10 protein-coding genes and 2 tRNA genes are annotated in these 17,191 nt (G+C 50.9%); 4 read left to right on the plus strand and 8 right to left on the minus strand.

Features of this window, described 5'->3' with window-relative positions; genetic code table 11:
- Positions 1-12: 12 nt before the first annotated feature.
- From BUB67_RS07900 to BUB67_RS07940, 8 genes are all read right to left on the minus strand, one after another.
- A complete protein-coding gene (locus tag BUB67_RS07900) occupies positions 13-1,359 on the minus strand; it encodes a peptidoglycan DD-metalloendopeptidase family protein (RefSeq protein WP_073238367.1) in 1,347 nt (448 codons plus the stop codon).
- 181 nt (positions 1,360-1,540) lie between these two features.
- A complete protein-coding gene (gene scfB / locus BUB67_RS07905) occupies positions 1,541-2,893 on the minus strand; it encodes a thioether cross-link-forming SCIFF peptide maturase (protein ID WP_073238370.1) in 1,353 nt (450 codons plus the stop codon).
- A gap of 91 nt (positions 2,894-2,984) precedes the next feature.
- On the minus strand, positions 2,985-3,128 hold the full coding sequence (gene scfA / locus BUB67_RS07910; protein ID WP_073238373.1) for a six-cysteine ranthipeptide SCIFF: 144 nt from the start codon (positions 3,126-3,128) through the stop codon (positions 2,985-2,987).
- Positions 3,129-3,269: 141 nt separating this feature from the next.
- Positions 3,270-3,334 (minus strand) — tRNA-Ser (locus BUB67_RS07915).
- A 164-nt stretch (positions 3,335-3,498) separates the two neighbouring features.
- On the minus strand, positions 3,499-4,743 hold the full coding sequence (locus tag BUB67_RS07925) for a deaminase (protein WP_143157021.1): 1,245 nt from the start codon (positions 4,741-4,743) through the stop codon (positions 3,499-3,501).
- 40 nt (positions 4,744-4,783) lie between these two features.
- Positions 4,784-8,155, minus strand: a complete 3,372-nt coding sequence (locus tag BUB67_RS07930) for a Swt1 family HEPN domain-containing protein (RefSeq protein ID WP_073238382.1) — start codon at positions 8,153-8,155, stop codon at positions 4,784-4,786.
- 15 nt (positions 8,156-8,170) lie between these two features.
- A complete protein-coding gene (locus tag BUB67_RS07935; protein WP_073238385.1) occupies positions 8,171-11,026 on the minus strand; it encodes a DUF1156 domain-containing protein in 2,856 nt (951 codons plus the stop codon).
- Positions 11,023-14,547 (minus strand): helicase-related protein, encoded by a 3,525-nt coding sequence (locus tag BUB67_RS07940; protein WP_073238388.1) that lies wholly within the window; start codon positions 14,545-14,547, stop codon positions 11,023-11,025. The genes BUB67_RS07935 and BUB67_RS07940 overlap by 4 nt, the downstream gene beginning before the upstream one ends.
- Positions 14,548-14,770: 223 nt before the next feature.
- Between BUB67_RS07940 and BUB67_RS07945 the strand changes: the two genes are divergently transcribed.
- From BUB67_RS07945 to BUB67_RS07960, 4 genes are all read left to right on the plus strand, one after another.
- A tRNA-Gly gene (locus BUB67_RS07945) sits at positions 14,771-14,845 on the plus strand.
- A gap of 155 nt (positions 14,846-15,000) precedes the next feature.
- Positions 15,001-15,741: a DUF3800 domain-containing protein gene (locus tag BUB67_RS07950; RefSeq protein WP_073238392.1), complete on the plus strand. Its 741-nt coding sequence runs from the start codon at positions 15,001-15,003 to the stop codon at positions 15,739-15,741.
- 492 nt (positions 15,742-16,233) lie between these two features.
- Positions 16,234-16,749 carry a DUF6431 domain-containing protein gene (locus BUB67_RS16880; protein WP_073238395.1) on the plus strand — a complete coding sequence of 172 codons (516 nt, stop codon included), beginning with the start codon at positions 16,234-16,236 and terminating at the stop codon, positions 16,747-16,749.
- 44 nt (positions 16,750-16,793) lie between these two features.
- A partial coding sequence (locus tag BUB67_RS07960) for a helix-turn-helix domain-containing protein (RefSeq protein ID WP_143157022.1) occupies positions 16,794-17,191 on the plus strand: 398 nt, incomplete at its 3' end.

The following is a 17,191-nucleotide window of genomic DNA, read 5'->3' on the forward strand; positions in this document are numbered from 1 at the left end:
GTATTATACGTCTTATATGTAACCGATGGGGTTTCTTGGAACTCCATTGACGATCACTTCAAAGTGCAGGTGCGGCCCGCTGGATCTGCCGGTGGAACCCACCCGACCGATGTTTTGCCCTCTTTCAACGGTTTGACCCACACTGACATTGATGCTGGATAAGTGGGCGTAACGGGTTACGATACCGTTACCATGACTGATGTCCACACATTTGCCATAGCCGCCGTACCAACCCGCCCGGATGACCCGTCCGGCGTTGTAGGCCCCCACAGGGGAACCGTAAGGCCTTGCCAAATCCACACCGGTGTGCATGCGCCCGTTTCTCATGCCGAAGGGGGACAAGATTGCGCCGCCGGGCCTGAAACCACGGGAGGCCACCATGGTTTGGGCGCTGCGTTCAATGATCTGCGGTTTGGCTTCTTTCAGCACTTTTTCGCTTAAAATCTTACGTTCGGTCTCCAGACCGTTCACTGCGATAATCTGATAAGTAACTTCCTTAAGACCGGTTTCACCCTTCTGAATCACTTTTGTCTTGCCAAAGGGCAGCTTAGGGTTCTTTCTTACCTGCTGGGCCAGCACAATTTCTTCCTTGACGGTTTTCTCGGCCACGGCCACCACATTGATGATGGGCTCCGGTACGCCAACCATTTTAATCTTCTGGCCAATCTGCATTTTTTCAGGCTCAAAACCGGGGTTGTTGGCCAGCAAATCGTCGGGGCTTACTTTGCACGCCATGGCAATGTCCCACAGGGTGTCGCCTTCTTTTACCGTGTAATACCTAGGGGTGTCCGACTCACCCTTCAGGCGCTTTAAGGCGGCCTCCGGCGATAATACTTTGTCCGCCTGGACAGGCACGTCCACCACGGCAACCTTTTCCTGGAAGTCCACCTTATAGTCAGGGCCAACCTGGTAGGACTGCTTCAGTTTTTCAAGCACCTTTTCCGCCGTTGCCTTATCTTTTACGGCTGCCTTTAAGCTGCCGTTAACCTGTATGCCTGCAGCCGTGGCTTCAAAGGTTAACCTTTGGGCCAGCAACTGCTTGAGTTCCTCTTCACTTACCAAATCAGTTTTCGCATCAGTTGTCTTATATGTAATCTTCTGCAGGGGCTTTACATTGGCCGCTTTCTCTTGATGTTCCTTCACTAACGAGTTAACAACCGCTTCTGCAACAGCCTTGTTCTTCACCACTGCCACAACCTGACCGTCCACCGCAACAGCACAGGCCCCATTGGCCCTTGCTGCGAAAACCACGCCGAAAACCAATACCGCTACCAACAACGCACCCATACCCTGCTGGAAGGCTTTGGGCTGTTTCGCCAGCCAAACTTTCAAAGACGCTAACTTTTCTTGTAACTGCATGGTTCAACTCCTTTCGAGAACATATCCGCTAATTCTCTATGGAACCCTATTTAGTTGGAAAAGAAGTCGTAGAAAGGCAAAATAAGGCACGTATATTTTATCACAATATTTTGTCCAGGTAAAGTTTTTGTAAAAGACAAAGAACCCCGTTTCCAGGCAGAAAACGGAGTTCTTTCAATATTTATGCTAGTCCTGCTTGTTTGACCTGCAAATAAATGGCACACTCAAAACGCTTTCTGGCCAACTGACAACCGATTTCATAGGGCTCCAGCAAGTTGTTGTTAAAGGCCTGGGCGTTGGCATGGCAACCGCCGCTGCAGTAAAATTTTGCCCAGCAGTTGACGCACCGGGGCTTGTTGTAAATGTGGGCCTGGCGGAATTTCTCTACAATTTCCGGTTTCTTAATACCTTCGGTCACATGGCCCAGCCAAAACTCCGGCCTGCCCACAAACTGGTGACAGGGGTAGAGGTCTCCCTCCGGCGTAACTGCCAGGTATTCATAGCCGGCGCCGCAGCCCGACAAACGCTTGGGCAAACAGGGACCGCCGTTTAAGTCGATATTAAAATGGAAGAAATTAATCGGATCTCCTGCCTCCCGGCGGGCCAGGAGCTCCCGGGTCAGCTTCTCGTACTCTTCCAGCAGGACAGGTAGGTCTTCTTGCCGAAAGGCATAATCTGTCTCATTACCGGCCACCACCGGTTCCACAGAAATGTCCCGGAAGCCCAGTTCCGCCATGTGGATGACGTCCCGGCTAAAATCCAGGTTGTGCCGGGTGTAGGTGCCCCGGATGTAGTAACCTCCCGGCGGCTTTTGCTGCACATACTCCTGAAAGGCCTGCAGCACCCTGTCATAGGAGCCCTTGCCGGTCGGCGTGGGCCGCATGGCATTGTGGACGGCGGGCCGGCCGTCCAGGCTTAACACGGCGGCCATCTGGTTGTCCAGGAGAAACTGCTGTACTTCCTTGTTTAAAAGCATGCCGTTGGTGGTCAGGGTAAACTTGATTTCTTTACCTGCCTGTTTGGCCTTTTCCCTGCCGTAGGGCACCAGTTCCTTAATTACTTTAAAATTAAGCAGCGGTTCTCCGCCGAAAAAGTCAATTTCAATATGCTTGCGATTGCCCGATTGCTTGATTAGAAAATCAATGGCTGCCCGGCCCACCTGGGCGGACATTAAGCCGCCGGGGCCGCCGAACTGGCCCTGGCCGGCAAAACAGTATTTGCACCGCAAGTTGCAGTCGTGGGCTGCGTGGAGGCACAGGGCCTTGACCACACCGTCAGTCCGGGGCCGGTAGCCCTCCTGGTGCGGGTCGGCGGTAAATAAAAGGCCCTCCTCTTGCAGCGTCTTTATTTCAGCCAGGGCCTGTTCAATCTCTGCCGGGGCGTAGCCGGCGGACAGGGCCTGCAAGATTTCGTCTTTGGATTTACTCCGGTAGAGTTCTAAAAGTTCCCACACCAGTTCATCCACCACGTGGACTGCCCCGCTGTGGACATCTAAGACAATACGGACACCGTCAAAGATAAATTTATGTATCATAAAGTCCCTCCAAAAAAAATTACCTTATCCCCAGGGGAAAAGGATCCCGCGGAGACAAGGTTGGTTTTGCCGTGTTTCCCACTTGAACTGCCTACGCTTGCTTGGCGCAAACCTGGTTGCCCACGGTGCAAGAGGTTTTGCAAGCGGACTGACAGGAAGTGGCACACTCACCGCAACCGCCGGTTTTCAAGGTTGCTGTTAAGGACTTCTTATTTAATGTTTTAATATGCTTCATGAGTCTTTCATCCCCTTTCCGCATTCAATTATAAAGCACCTGGTTTGTCCAAGGCAAGCAAAAGTTGGTTCACAGGTCTTTGGCTGCCAAGGGAAAGAAAGCACAAAAAAACCGCTCGCTTTTGAGCAGTTTCATGTTAACTGGAGCGGGTGACGGGGATCGAACCCGCAACCCTCAGCTTGGGAAGCTGATTATTTAGCACACGCAAACTGGTGTGTTCTTTTAACAGCAATCTTTCTTTCATGCAGGGACTTTTCAATTCGTTTAGGAATTACTTCCTCCATCCAAGAACACTGAGGATCTAAACACATATATGCTTTAAAATATGAATTAAAATGTGCAATATTTTTACATTTTGGGCAAATTTTTATCATATGATCTCTCCTCCGAAAAACTTGAAGAACCCAATAAAAGATACTCCTTCAAAAGGCTTCTGTTCAATACCGCTTGAATTTAACGTTACTTTAGCCTCTTCCATTGGATATGGCTCTAAATAAACTAACTTTTTAATTCCTACTTGTGCAATTTTATTGGCGCATAAGTTACAGGGATAGGTTGTTGTATATAAAGTAGCTCCTTTTAATGCAATGGAACTTCCAAACCTTGCAACATTTAGAATAGCGTTTTCCTCTGCATGTAAGGCTCTACAATGATCTAATATCTTAATTTTTGTAATAAATTGCGTCTTTAAAGCTTTATTTTTTTCGGGATCCTTTTCTAAATCATCAATTACTTTGTTGAACTGGTCTTTAATAAGACTTCTATAACACCTCCCGTAACCGTTTTTGCATGGTTTTTCTCCTAGAGGCACTTCATTATATCCTGAACTAAACAGAAATCCATTTTCGTCAACAATTATTGCACCCACTTTTCTTTTCAGGCAGGAAGATCTCTGGCTGTTTGCATAAGCCATAGCCATCAGGGATTCCTCTTGGGTAGGAGGTCTAGAGGAAGGTCTTTCTATTAGTTTGAGATAACTATCAATTTTAGCCTCCATTGCTAATTGATCGTCATTACCTGGACTATAATCAATGTTGTTTGATATTATTACATCGGATAATGAGAAACAGTCCCTCACCCTTTGTCCATATTCATATTCTTCACTGCTGTCTCGCTTGTCATCTTTTTTAAAAATCCCTTCATTTTCTTGGTACTTATCCTTTTTCCTTTTCCATCGGACTTCGTAATCGGCAAATACACCAAATAAATAAAAGTGAGGGTATAAATTTCTAAAAAACTTGACCTCGCCAGGGTTTTTTATACTGTCTACAACCCACTTAGTCTCTTTAGAACCTTTCTGTATTTCTTCTACAGCAATTTTAGCCAAAAATTCAGGCCCATTCTCAGACCTTAATTTATTACCGTAGTCCTGCAACTGTTGCCTGTTTTCTGCTTCTTTCCTGTTGTTTGTAAAATATTTATTTTTTAATATGCTAGATAATGAAATGTACTTAAATCCTCTTTTTTCAAGGTAATCTTTAGCTATATGAGTACAACCACTTCCAAAAGACCCAGTTAGTCCAATTATAGTGGTCATCGTTTCCTCCACAAAAATTTTTATTCCCTTTTCTCCATAAATTACTAAAATCCTTCTGTTATTCTTCGGTCTATACAAAAAAATAGCCCCGAAGGGCTATGCAGCAGAGTCACGGTATCTAGTCGTTTTCAAATCCGTGGCTGATAAATTTTAAGGTGCGGCAGTTTTCCGTGACGGTTCTCACTACATCGTCGGGCACACCGCTGGGAACCCTGGCATTGATCTCAAGGGTTATTTCCACCTCAGCTCCCATTAATGCTGTCAGGTGTGAAATGACCTCTTGAGCAATGGTTCCTGCATCACGGGTCACCCTTGTGCTGTCCAGGTTAACATTACCATAGAAACGTCTGGGTCTGGGGGCAACAGGGGTTGCTACATTGATAACAATATCTTCATCCGAAACATTTGCTTCTGCAGTTGAGGTTCCTGTTCTGCCATTTTCCATCCCTGTCCATCTTCCACCGGAGTCTGTACCGGGAGTATAGGATACACCACCGTTGCGGATTTCTGCGGCTGCCTTTCTCGCCGCAGCCTCCCGTCCCAGTTGTTCCCTGGCTACAGCGGGCTTCACAAGAACGCTGGCGTTGTCAATGTGTACAATGGCAGCCAGATCACCGAATTTTAATCCCTGGTATCTGCCATCTTCTAAAACATTGGCCGCATAGGCGAAATACTCAGTGCCGCAAATCCCCTCACGGATTGCCTCCAGCAAAACATGTTCGTCCTTCAGCCTGGGCAAATAACAGTAGGTGGTTAAATATCCCCACAGGTTTTTAATACCGATATGCGGGGTTTCTCGCCACAGCCAGCGGTCCAGCTCCATTTTTAACAGGGCCGGGGACCAGCGGGTAATTAACTGCTCAGCATTTCTTAGCTTTTTATTGGCCCGGATGACCATGCTATCGGAACCGCCGGAAATACGGCTTACTTCCCATTCCACCGGGGCGGTGCCTTCCTGGGTGGGCACCAGTAAATAGGCATAGGCCTCCTGCATCCGGGCGTCCACCGTATCATTGGCGCGTCTGACATTGGCTTCCACCTGTCTGGTCTGGAAGGCATCTAAATTCAGCTCCTCCTTGTCCTTATCAATGGACTGCCAGGCCAGGTACTGTCTGACCGCCCGGTCCAGTTCAGCCACTCTGTTTTTGTCTGTGGCCACAAAGACCAGGGTATTCCGGTATTGCCGCGGCCCGCTGCCCCGGTTTTCCAGGATATCCCGGGCTGCCTGCAAAGCCGGGGAGTCAGCATCGCCGTTACTGTGATATTGCCGGTAATTTAATACCACCAGGCGGACAGCCTGCTCATCGGCTACATCGGCGCTGCTGCTCGGTGCCATATGGACCCCGGCAAAGTCTCCCTTATCCCTGATTTTGCACAGGCGGTTTTTAATTTCTTCGTCCACCCATTCCCCCATCTGTTCTGCCCGGTCAGCAGCCAGGCGGTTCACACTGGGCCGGGTATCAAACCAGAACCGGCTGTTATCACTGTAGAGATAAGTAAGCTGCTCGCTCAACCGGCGCAGGCCGTCGCCAAAGGTGGCGGGGGATTCCCCGGGTTGCACGCAGCCCAGTTTCAGCCTGACCTCCTCCAAACCCCTGATCCGCTGGGCCGCCACCGAAGGGGCGCTGCCTACAAAGATGGTCCGGGCCACCCGGCGGCAGGCTGAATAACGCCCCAGGTTGGGGTTATCCCGGTCTAGGGCCAGCGGCCTGGATACCGGCCCGTCAATGTCGGCATCCAATACCGGGGGCCAGCCGTCCGGCAGGTAACGGGTCATCTCATAGCGTACCGGCGGGCTGTCCAGGGGCAATGTACCGGGCATAATCAACAGGGATTTGTCCTCCCGTTCCCAGAGCTGGTGAATGGCGGCAGCCATCAGGCGCAGCACACCACGGGTGCGCTGGAACCGCTCCAGGGTGGACCAGTCCAAGTACAGCCGGTCAAATAATTCCGGATGCACAGGGTAAGCCGCCTGCATGCGGCGCCGGTACTCCGCTTCCCCGCATTCCCGGGGAAATTCTCTGGGCAATTCCCGGTACATCCTGATAAATGCCTCAATAACAGCATCTCTGGCGGCATAATCAACAGTATGGCTGAACAACCTGCGGCGCACAATCTCAAAACTTTCTTCCATGGCCGCCGGTTTCCAAACGGATTCCAGCCGGCCGAAGGTATTCTGCAGCCGCTCCAGGGCAGCCTGGCCCCCTTCACCGCCAATTTCAATGTCCGAAGCCGGGATACTGGTAACCACCATGGACTGGCGGGATCGCTTGGCCCCTTCGGTAAGGGCCTGGGCAAAGGTCATATTGGCATCAAAGGTGCCGGCGCATAACCCGCTGACGCCGTAAATATTACGGGCAAAGGCCACCCACTCGTCAATCAGCACCAGGGCGGGACCAAAGGTGTCGAACAGTTCCTTCACGGTGCCGGAACCCGGTGATACTCCCTGCCGGTCCTCCTGCTCCACCAACCGGTAAGCCTCTCTGCCACCTAACTGGTAGGCCATTTCACCCCACATGGTATTCACCACGGTGCCGTCCGGCTTTATTCTGGGCTGGGCCGGGGACAAATCAGTGCCCACCAGCACGGCCCGGCGGGCCCTGGGAATCTGGGACAATCCCAAATCCTTCAGGATCGGCTCCAAACCGGGGATTTGCCCCGGGGCCAGCATACCCCCGAACAGGTGATATAAGGCCAGCATGGAGTGGGTTTTCCCACCGCCAAAGGAGGTCTGCAGCTGCACCACCGGGTCGCCGCCCAGACCCGCCACCCTTTGCAGGGCCATCTTTAACAGGTGGGTTAAGCCCTCGGTTAAGTAGGTGCGCTTGAAAAATTCATTGGGATCCTGGTACTCAATCTCGGCTTCATTGTGCAGCACCTGGGCCAGGTCAGCGGCAAATTCCGCCTGCTGGTAACATCCCGAAGCCACATCCGGGTGCGGGGTGATGACTTCCCGCCAGGGCTTCAGGCCGGGCATGGCGCCGGTTTTGGTTTCTTCCCGGGCGGTCCTTTTTAATTCCTTTTTGGCTTCTTCTTCAAACCTTTTTCTCAACAATTCTTTGCTTAGCTGTTTGGCCAGCCGGGCATGTTCGGAACCGACGGCCTCCAGCAAGCGGCTTATGGTATCAAGGGCCCGGTAAGCATCGTCAGCGGTAAAGGGCTGCTGGTGGGCCCAGCGGTTCCGTACCTCCCTTAGCTCACTGACATAGCTACGGCCGGCGTGGCCCAGCTTCACCTGGAATACCTCATTCCAGTTATGCCACATCAAAACCAGCAGGGCCTGTACATCCAGAGAGGCATAGGCCTCGTCGGCGGCTTTGCCTTCCTTCCTTCTTTCCAGCCCGATAGCGCCGGTGAGAGAATTCTCTGACACCACCTGCCACCAGCGGTCACCGTACATGGCTTTAAATTCACGCATGGTATAAGGGATAAGACCACGGCGCAAAACTTCCAGGCCTTTTCCTACCCGTTCTAAATTACTGAAAGACATGATAGTTCACCTCACTTAAAAGAGCCGACCCTGTTGGGGCTGGTCCGGCATGCGGGCTGCCAGTTCCAGCAGCCGGGGCCAGGCCACCACCAGGCTGTTATAGGCCAGGGCCTCCCCGGCCCGGCCCTGACGGTCGCAAATGCTGTACAGGCGGTAAGCCAGATCCCGGGCTGCTTCGGCCAGCCCACCCAGCTCCTTTAACAACCGGGCGGCTGCCTCTTCGCCGGATTTCTCCAGGTGGAGAATCAGGTACTGTACCGCCTCCCACACGGTCAGGCGGTTGTCCCTGGACGGCTGCCAGTCTTCAGGATAATCGCCCCGGGCCAACAGCTGCACCTGGCCGGCCCGGGCAGTAAGGATGCCGGCCGCCACCAGGCCGCTGACGCTGGTGTTCTTGGCCTTGGACAGGGTTTCCGCATCCCCGTAGGGGCCGGCTTCCATGCCGTACTGTTCAAACCAGGCCACCGCCCAGCGGGTATCCGCATCGTATTCCCCCTCCTGTTCGGCCATGTACTCGTCCAGTACCTGGTTAATGAGGGCCAGGGCGGTACGCACGGTCATGGGTGAGCCATCCGCCTCCAGCACCTTGCTGTATGAAGAAAACACCGCCATGCCGGGACCGATGGCCGCCTGGGCCAGGTCCACCGGGGCTATGTGGCTGTGCTGGAGTTCTTTGAGAGATTTCGGTAACTGTTTCTTTAATGCTGAGAGTAACTCCCGCCGGGTAGCCACCGGGGCATCCTGGGGCCGGGGGCGGCAGACCAGGACGATGGAGGAAGCCAGGGCGTTGGTACCCAGTGATACCGTTCTAGCTGTACGTTCTGTACGCATAGGCCAGGTACCAGTGATCTGAAAACCCGAAGTTACAAGCCCGGTAAGCATGGTCTCCCAGCCGGTGGAAGCCAGCTGGTGCTGGCCAAGATTCCCGGTGCCGCCTTCCCCGTCGTTTTCTACCTGTTTAAAGGCGTAGTAAACCGTCACCGGGTAATTAGAGTTTGTAACATTGCACATATTTTTAAAAGACTTTTGTAAACCTATTTCGAAGTGCTCTTTTGCTTTATCTCTGTTACCTTGAAAACGATAGGGAGTAGCCACCAGTTCTTCAGCCTTAGGAGTAAGCATAGTTCTGAATAATTCTGGGTATATGTCTTTTAAGCTATACCTCAACCAAACATAAAAGAAATCAGCAAGATCAGCATAACCAATATTGTCGTAATAAGGTGGATCAGTGGAAATTATTTTGTTATTAATATTAACTACCTCTTGTTTTTGTGTAGCATCCGCTTGATAAACTTTACCCCATCCATTTTTAGGTAATTCATTTAATACTAAAGCTATCCAATTACATGCTCCTAGCCAGTTACCAGTTGATTCACTAAATGGATTCCCTTCAATAAAATCCCAACTCATTGGTATTGCTTGTCTTGCAAATGTATTTCTTATAAAACCATCACCCGGTGTTGCAATAGTTGACCAGTAATCAGCACACCTATCAACTGCCAACCCCAAGTAAACCGCCACGGCTTCGGCATAAGCCTTGGCCCCGGTACCACCCTGGGCTAGAGGTGTTTCATCACTGGCCATTCCGGCTGCCAGGGCATCCTTCTCCACCACCCGGCGAATGTGGTTAACCAGTTGGCTGAAGGTGGTGAGGGCCACCAGTTGGCGGTTGGTAAACAGGTCTGCATAGGTATACATCCCATAATTGGGAGTTTTAAAATCACGGGGATTTCTGGGCAACTCACTTTCCGGTTTCCACTCCGGCACCGCTCTGCCGGCAATAGACACCTGTTCTTCCGTCGGGTTCAGGTACACCCGGCCCCGCTGCCCTTCGGCCACCACCGCCATCAGCTGGGCCTGCATGCGTCCGGCCTGTCCCTCGGCCCTGATATGGTCAAAGGGCACCGGGGTGCCGCAGCACAGGCAGGCGGCGCCCCGGCGGTTTACAGTACCGTCCGGCGGCCCACCCTGGCCGGTCCGCACCTGAAAACTAACCTCCGGCGGGCCGGCCTGGTGATCCACCACCGGTTCCACCCAGGCTGCCTTCCCCTTTTTCTTGGACAGCCAGAACTTACTGGCCAATGGCATTTGTGCCCCGCAGGCCGGGTTGGGACACTTCACTGTCCGGGCCCACAGCCAGGCAATCACCCTGGCCTCACCGCCCCCCTGCGCCGGCGGCAGCTGCACCGGCGGGTACAGGCGGCCGATTTTTTCATGAGCCAGGTCCCGCACCAGCCGGCCGTAATACTTAATGTCCTCAGCCAGGCCAGCGGCGCCCTGGTAGGCCACCTCGCTGCCAATGCGGCTGCGGGCTTCGGGGTTCACCGGGGGCAGGTTGGCAAACCGCGGAGGTATTTCAATCATAGCCTTATTGATTAACACTGCCACCGGGTTCAGGTCGCTGGCATAGGCCTTCAGCCCCAGCCGCTGGGCCTCCAGGGGGATGCTGCCGCCACCGGCAAAGGGGTCCAGCACCGGCGGGGCCTGCTCAGCCAGGAAGGCTTTGACCTGCTCCGGCGGCATGTCGTCGGGCAATGCTATCCCCTTTTGCCGGGCCACACTACGGGCAATCTCCCGCCGGGCCTTGTTTAACACTGCTTCATTATTACTGTTTTCCCATTTAACCAGTTCTTCTATCAGTTCAAACAGCCGCTGCCGTTCCTGTTCAGCTGTTTTTCCCTCCAGATATGTACCGGGATCGTCCACCAGGCTGGCAAACAGTACCGCCCGGCAGGTGGCTAAAGGTTTCCGGGACCACCATAAATGCAAGGTAGATGGGTGTCCGTGGCGGATGGATTTTTCCCGGGCGCTTTCCTTATTAATTGCTTCCAGGGGCAGGGCCACTTCAATCAGTTTCTTGCTGTAGGTCATGCCGGTTGTGCTCCTCTGCTAAGTAGTTCTTCTAAGTCATAATTTACACTGGTGGCGGCAAAATCCGGGGGGCTCTGAAAGGGCCGGGTAACGTAGGTCAGCCCGGCCACCCGCCCGTCTTCTACGGTGGCGATGGCCAGGATAAAGTCGTCTGGTTTGTTTAAGGCGGTGAGGATTTCATTTTTAGTCACCGTAACCGACCGGGCCCCGGCCACCCGGCCCTTAACTTCGATAAACCGCAGCTTGCCGCTGCCCGGTACCCTGCTTTCGATATCGTAGCCGCATTTTTCAGCGGACACGTCCCTGGGTTCAAAGCCAAGGGCAATTTCCCTTTCCATGACTGCCAGCATGGCCAGTTTTTCCACCGTTCTGGTATCCCGGGCAAACTGACCTGGTTCGTCTGTACTATTTCCTTGCAGGGTGGCCAGCAGCCCGGCGGGAATAACCAGGGCGCCGCCCACCACCACCGGCGGCAGCGGGGCCAACTGCTTCTCCTGTTCTAGTTCCTGCAGCCGCTGGGTCAGCCGGGCCTGCAGTTCGTCCGCCCGCCGCCGGGCATTGACCGAGTTCAGCCGGGCATTAATTTTCCCGGCCTGTTCCTGTAACTTCAGTTCCTCAGCCCGGTGATCCCAGTAGGCGATTTCCTTGGTTAGCCTGTCCTTAACCGCCATCATGGTTTTATTCACCAGTTCCTCTTTACGCTCTTTTATTTCAGCCAGGTGCCGAGGCACCAGCTGCTCAATGGCATAGCTGACGGATGTTTTCTCCAGGGTTTCCCGGAGCCATTGGTTCAGGTCTAAAGATTGGATGAAGGGCATTTCTTCCGGCTTCAAGGGCCGGTAGTCCAGATAAGGGGCATAGCCGGCCTGCCGGGCCTGATTTTGCCGGTCTATTTCCACAAATTGCATTTGTCGGGAAACCACCCGGCGGTTGCCGTTTGGATCCTGGCGACCGTCTACAATGCTATGTTCCAGGTAGATTAAAGCCCTGGGTTCAGCCCCCACATCCTTCTCATCCACCAGCACCGCCCCCTGCTTAAACAGGCTCTGGTATTGCTCCAGGATGAGGTCCACCACGCTGTCCAGCAACGGATGTCCCGGACAAATAAAGGCCGCCATGGGTTTGCCCGGTTGGGTAATAAGCTCCTTTTCAAAACAAACCCGCTCATATTTCGTCAGCACAGGTTCCCCGCTGCCTATTTGCCTGCCCCGCTGGCGAATTATCGACGGCACGTGGGTGATCTCATAACGCCGTGCCTCCCGCTCCCGGATACTGCCACCCAGCAGTTTAAAGGCTTCTATAAAAAAAGAAGCAATAAAGTGTGGCTGCAGCCGCCGGGCCTCCGCCCGTTCCATTTCTTCTTTAATGGCCAGCACTTTACTGGTATCCATGGCATCCCTGGCCAGGGCCCGCTCTTCTAATAACCGGGCCAGCTGGTCCCGGTTAAAGGCGTTATCTACCACTTGATTTAGTCTGGCTCGTACTTCAGGTTGTTCCCCGTAGCGGATGGCCTGGGTTAACAATTCCCGCAGCTGGGTACCCTGGAATACTTTACCCAGAACATCAAAGACCGCACCGCCCAGGGCTTCCCGCTCGGTTTCCAGTTTCTTCAGCAGGCGGATAAACACGTCCCCTTCCCTGGTTTCCTCGGCCACCAGGTTCCAAAGATGGCAAACCTCGGTCTGGCCAATGCGATGAATACGGCCAAATCTTTGCTCAAGCCGGTTGGGGTTCCAGGGCAGGTCGTAGTTTACCATCAGGTGAGCCCTTTGTAAATTAATCCCTTCACCGGCGGCATCGGTGGCCAGTAGGATAAAGACATCTTTATCCTGGGTAAAAAGTTCCTGGGCCTTTTTACGCTCTTGCCGGCCCATACCGCCGTGAATGGCAACAACGGCGTCATCCCGGCCCAGTAAATTAGTAATGCGTCGGTACAGGTAATGCAAAGTATCTTTATGTTCGGTGAAAATAACCAGCTTGCGCCGATGTCCCTGGCTGTCAAAAACCTGGTCCACCCCTTGAATATGGCCACGGCCCTGTAACAGGCTGGACAATTCTTCCCATTTCTTATCCCTGCCGCTCTGGGTCAAATGATAGGCCATGGTTTCCAGGTTCTTGAGGATTTTTATTTCCGCTTCCAGTTCAGCAATGCTCCGAGCTGCGGTGGCCTGATCCACAATTTGCTGTTCCTTTTCCTGATCCTCACAGCTAGGAAATTCATCCATATCTTCAATATCTTCCGGACTCAGTTGGGGTAGTCCCTGCAGCATATCAATGACTGCATCAGCTCCCCGCTTGTTTATTTTTTCTTCTCGCAGCCGTTTTTCCAACCTTTCCCGGCGGCGGCGCAGGGATTGATAAATGGCTTCCGGCGAGGAGGCCAGCCGCCGCTGCAGGATGGTCAGGGCAAACCCCACGGTGCCTTTGCGCCCTTCGTTTTCCAAAGCGTCGGCCCGGTCCCATTCCTCCCGGACATACTTGGTGACTTCCCGGTAAAGGGCTGCTTCCTGGTCCGACAGGCGGTAGGTAACGGTATAAGCCACCCGCTCGGGAAACAGGGGGGTACAGTCAAATTTCAAAAGCTGCTCTTTCACCATTCGTCTCATCAAATCAGAGGTGTCCACCACATGAACACCGTCCCGGAACTTTCCTTCAAAACGATCCCCGTCCAGCAAAGCCATAAAAAGTTGGAAATCTTCTTCTTTGCCGTTATGGGGCGTGGCGGTCATCAGCAGGAAATGCCGGGTGATACTGCCGAGAAGTTTGCCCAGCTTATACCGCTTGGTGGCCTTTAACTCACCGCCAAAGAACGAAGCGCTCATTTTGTGAGCTTCGTCCACCACGATTAAATCCCAGTCAGTTAGCTTTAGTTTTTCTATGACATCTTCATTTCGACTAAGATGATCCAGCCTGCAGATAATTAAGTTTTTTTCCAAAAAGGGATTGCCGGTGCGGCTATCCTGAAAAGACTGGCGGGAAATCATGTCAAAAGGAATTTGGAAGCGCCGCAGCATTTCGTCCTGCCATTGCTCCACCAGACTGCCTGGTGCGCAAATCAGACAGCGCTTTAAATCTCCACGCATCATTAATTCTCGAATTAGTAGACCGGCCATGATGGTCTTGCCGGCCCCGGGGTCATCCGCCAGCAGAAACCGCAGGGGTTGCCTGGGAAGCATCTGCTGATAAACAGCAGTTATCTGGTGCGGCAGGGGCTCCACCTGAGAGGTGTGCACGGCCAGCATGGGATCAAAAAGATGGGCCAGCCTGATCCGCCTAGCTTCAGAAACAAGTCGGAATTTGGCTCCATCCCCATCCAATTGCCATGTTTGCCCGGCATTTATCAATTCCAGAGAAGGTTCTCTGTCCCTGAACAGTAACTCCTGTCCGGTTTGCCCCTGGGGACCTTTATAGGTAACTTCCAGTACAGTGTTACCATACCAGTTGACATCAATGATGGTTACCGGGACACCCGGCAATATACCCTTCACGATGGCACCCCTGGTTATATCCTCAAGCCGCAAGCCATCATCACCTCAATCCACAAAGTGATAATATTCGTCGTGTATTTTAGTATATATCTGTTTTTTAATTCTGACAGTATACCCCATATTCCTGTTAAAAGTATTGCCATATGAGAAAGTTTTTCTTGCCAACAGTATAAAAAATACCCCGATACAGTGTTGTCAGAACGTTTTCCCTGATGTTTGATTTTTTAAAACAGGCGGATATAATTATTAATAAGATGCGGGTGTAGCTCAATGGTAGAGCATCAGCTTCCCAAGCTGAGGGTTGCGGGTTCGATCCCCGTCACCCGCTCCAGTGACGAAGGAATTCCGGGGTTTTTAAAAAGCCCCGGGTATTTTTTTGCCCTTACTTCACCTTTACAGAATAAGACTTTACCTTGACATATTGTTTCATATCTGTGAAAATCTTCATAAGGAATATGGTTTTATTTTTTTCTTGGGAGGGGTACAATGCTTGCTTTTGCCGATCAGTCCGGGTGTCTTCATCCTAATGATCCAGTGAAAAGACCTGTTTTGCTTACCCTATGTATGGATGAACGTGACGTTGGCGACTTAACACGCAGAATACATAACATTAAAGAGCGTATATTTGGCCCTGAAGACGAAAATAACCCAAGAGAGATTAAGTCTGTTAACCTTTTAAATCCGAAGAGTTTGACAGTAAGAACAAATAATAAACAACTAACCGATGAAGTATTAAATGCAATTGCTGGATATAATGTTGCCGTATTTGCAGCAGTTATGGAAAGACCTAATAACCCCCTTCCAATAGAATCCTCTAACGTATTACCGAATAGATATAGATTTTTGTTAGAAAGAATTAGCCACGAGGCGGAAAGAAGAAAGGACCTTGCATTACTTGTTTTTGATGAGGAATCCAAGGACAAGATCATGTGGAAAGCTATAAATAATTATTTGTTTAAGCATAATATTGGTAAAACACTACACATATTGGAAATGCCTCTTTTTGTGAAATCTATAATTACCCCTGGCGTACAGGTTGCTGATTTGATGGCAGGGGTTGTGAGACATTTCTATGAATTAGACCTCGATAAACATCCTCCAAATAACGGTTTTGAAAAATGGATTGCAGAATTATATTCAATTATCAATCAATTAACCTATAATTATTTAAACGAAAGAAATACCAAGAATTTCGGAATTTTTCTTATGCCTAGGAATAATTATTAAAAATTTTGGAAAACATATTTACAAAACAAAATATTCATGGTAATCTAACTTTGAGGCTGGCGGTAACCCCTTCCAAGGGTTATACGGTAACTCCTTCCAAGAGTTACTTCTAGTCTCATCAGAAGCAGGCATTTAGCCTGTTTTTTTATTTATATAAATTATCTATGCTATTTTTCCTCACGACAAAGATGGTTTGACGACAATTTCGACTAGACATACCATGTCTGGATATTTTTTACACTAATACTAAGAAAAACTTTTCCATATAGCAATACTTCTAACAGACATATAGTGTTGGGGCTGAGTTGAAAAGCCCAGAAGCTGACGGTATTGCCTGTCCAGAAATAGATGGATATAATGACCATAACTTAGAGAAAGGAAAAGGACATCTCTGTAGCATGTGGTACTGCGCCAACAGTATCACTAGAGATGTCCCCAACCAAGTATGTATGATCATTGTATCAAACTTTTCGCTGGTTGAGAATCCTGAGAATGGCGTTTTTTGTTAGGGGTGCGGAAATAGTCCCTTGCCCTTGTTGTGGCAGAGAGCTAAGGGTAATCGGAAGCCGTCTACGCAAATCGATCAAACCATCCGGTGATATTATCGTGTTGAACATTCGTAGATTGCGGTGTACTCATTGTAGTAAGATTCATCATGAACTGCCGGATTTCATAGTACCATACAAACGGTACGATGCCGACAGCATTGAAACCGTGGTAAGTAATGATTCTGTCCAAGCCATCGCTGCGGATGATTGTACTCTGTACCGTTGGAGGAATTGGTTTCAAGTGATGGCCAATTACCTGCTCGGTTGCTTGATTTCACTTAGCATTCGGAATTTCCAGGTCCCTGTGGATATCCTGTCCGTGGCTCCACAGTCCGCGCTCCAACGTATCGGACATTTTGTGGGTGATGCTCCCGGTTGGCTGGGGAGAATTGTCCGTCCAATAACAAATTTAAATTTATGGTTACATACCCGTTCTGCATTCTTGTCCGGGAATGCCTAAGATATACTCATGCTGAAAACCAAATATGGAGAGGAGTTTTCAGCATGAAGGATCAGAAAAAAGCCGAAGAGATAGCAGCCCTGCGGGTACAATTGTTATCTCCACTTTTGGCAGACGGACTGGATCCCGCTAAAGCCAGGCAGATTAAAACCCAAATCTGTGAACAGATGGGCTTATCTGAGCGAACATTACGCCGGTATCTGGCACAGTATCGTAAAGAAGGCTTTGAAGGCTTAAAGCCTAAAGGGAAAGGCAATAAACAAAAGGAAGATGCTATTACCCCACAACTTTTAGAACAAGCTATCTTGCTCCGCCGAGAGGTTCCTACCCGCAGCGTTGCACAGATTATTCAAATTTTGGAATGGGAAGGGCTGGCTTTGCCCGGGCAACTTAAACGAAGCACACTGCAAGAGAAGCTGGCTGAACGAGGATACAGCACCCG

Origin of the sequence: Desulforamulus putei DSM 12395, from assembly GCF_900129195.1 — a bacterium.
Lineage (GTDB): Bacteria > Bacillota > Desulfotomaculia > Desulfotomaculales > Desulfotomaculaceae > Desulfotomaculum > Desulfotomaculum putei.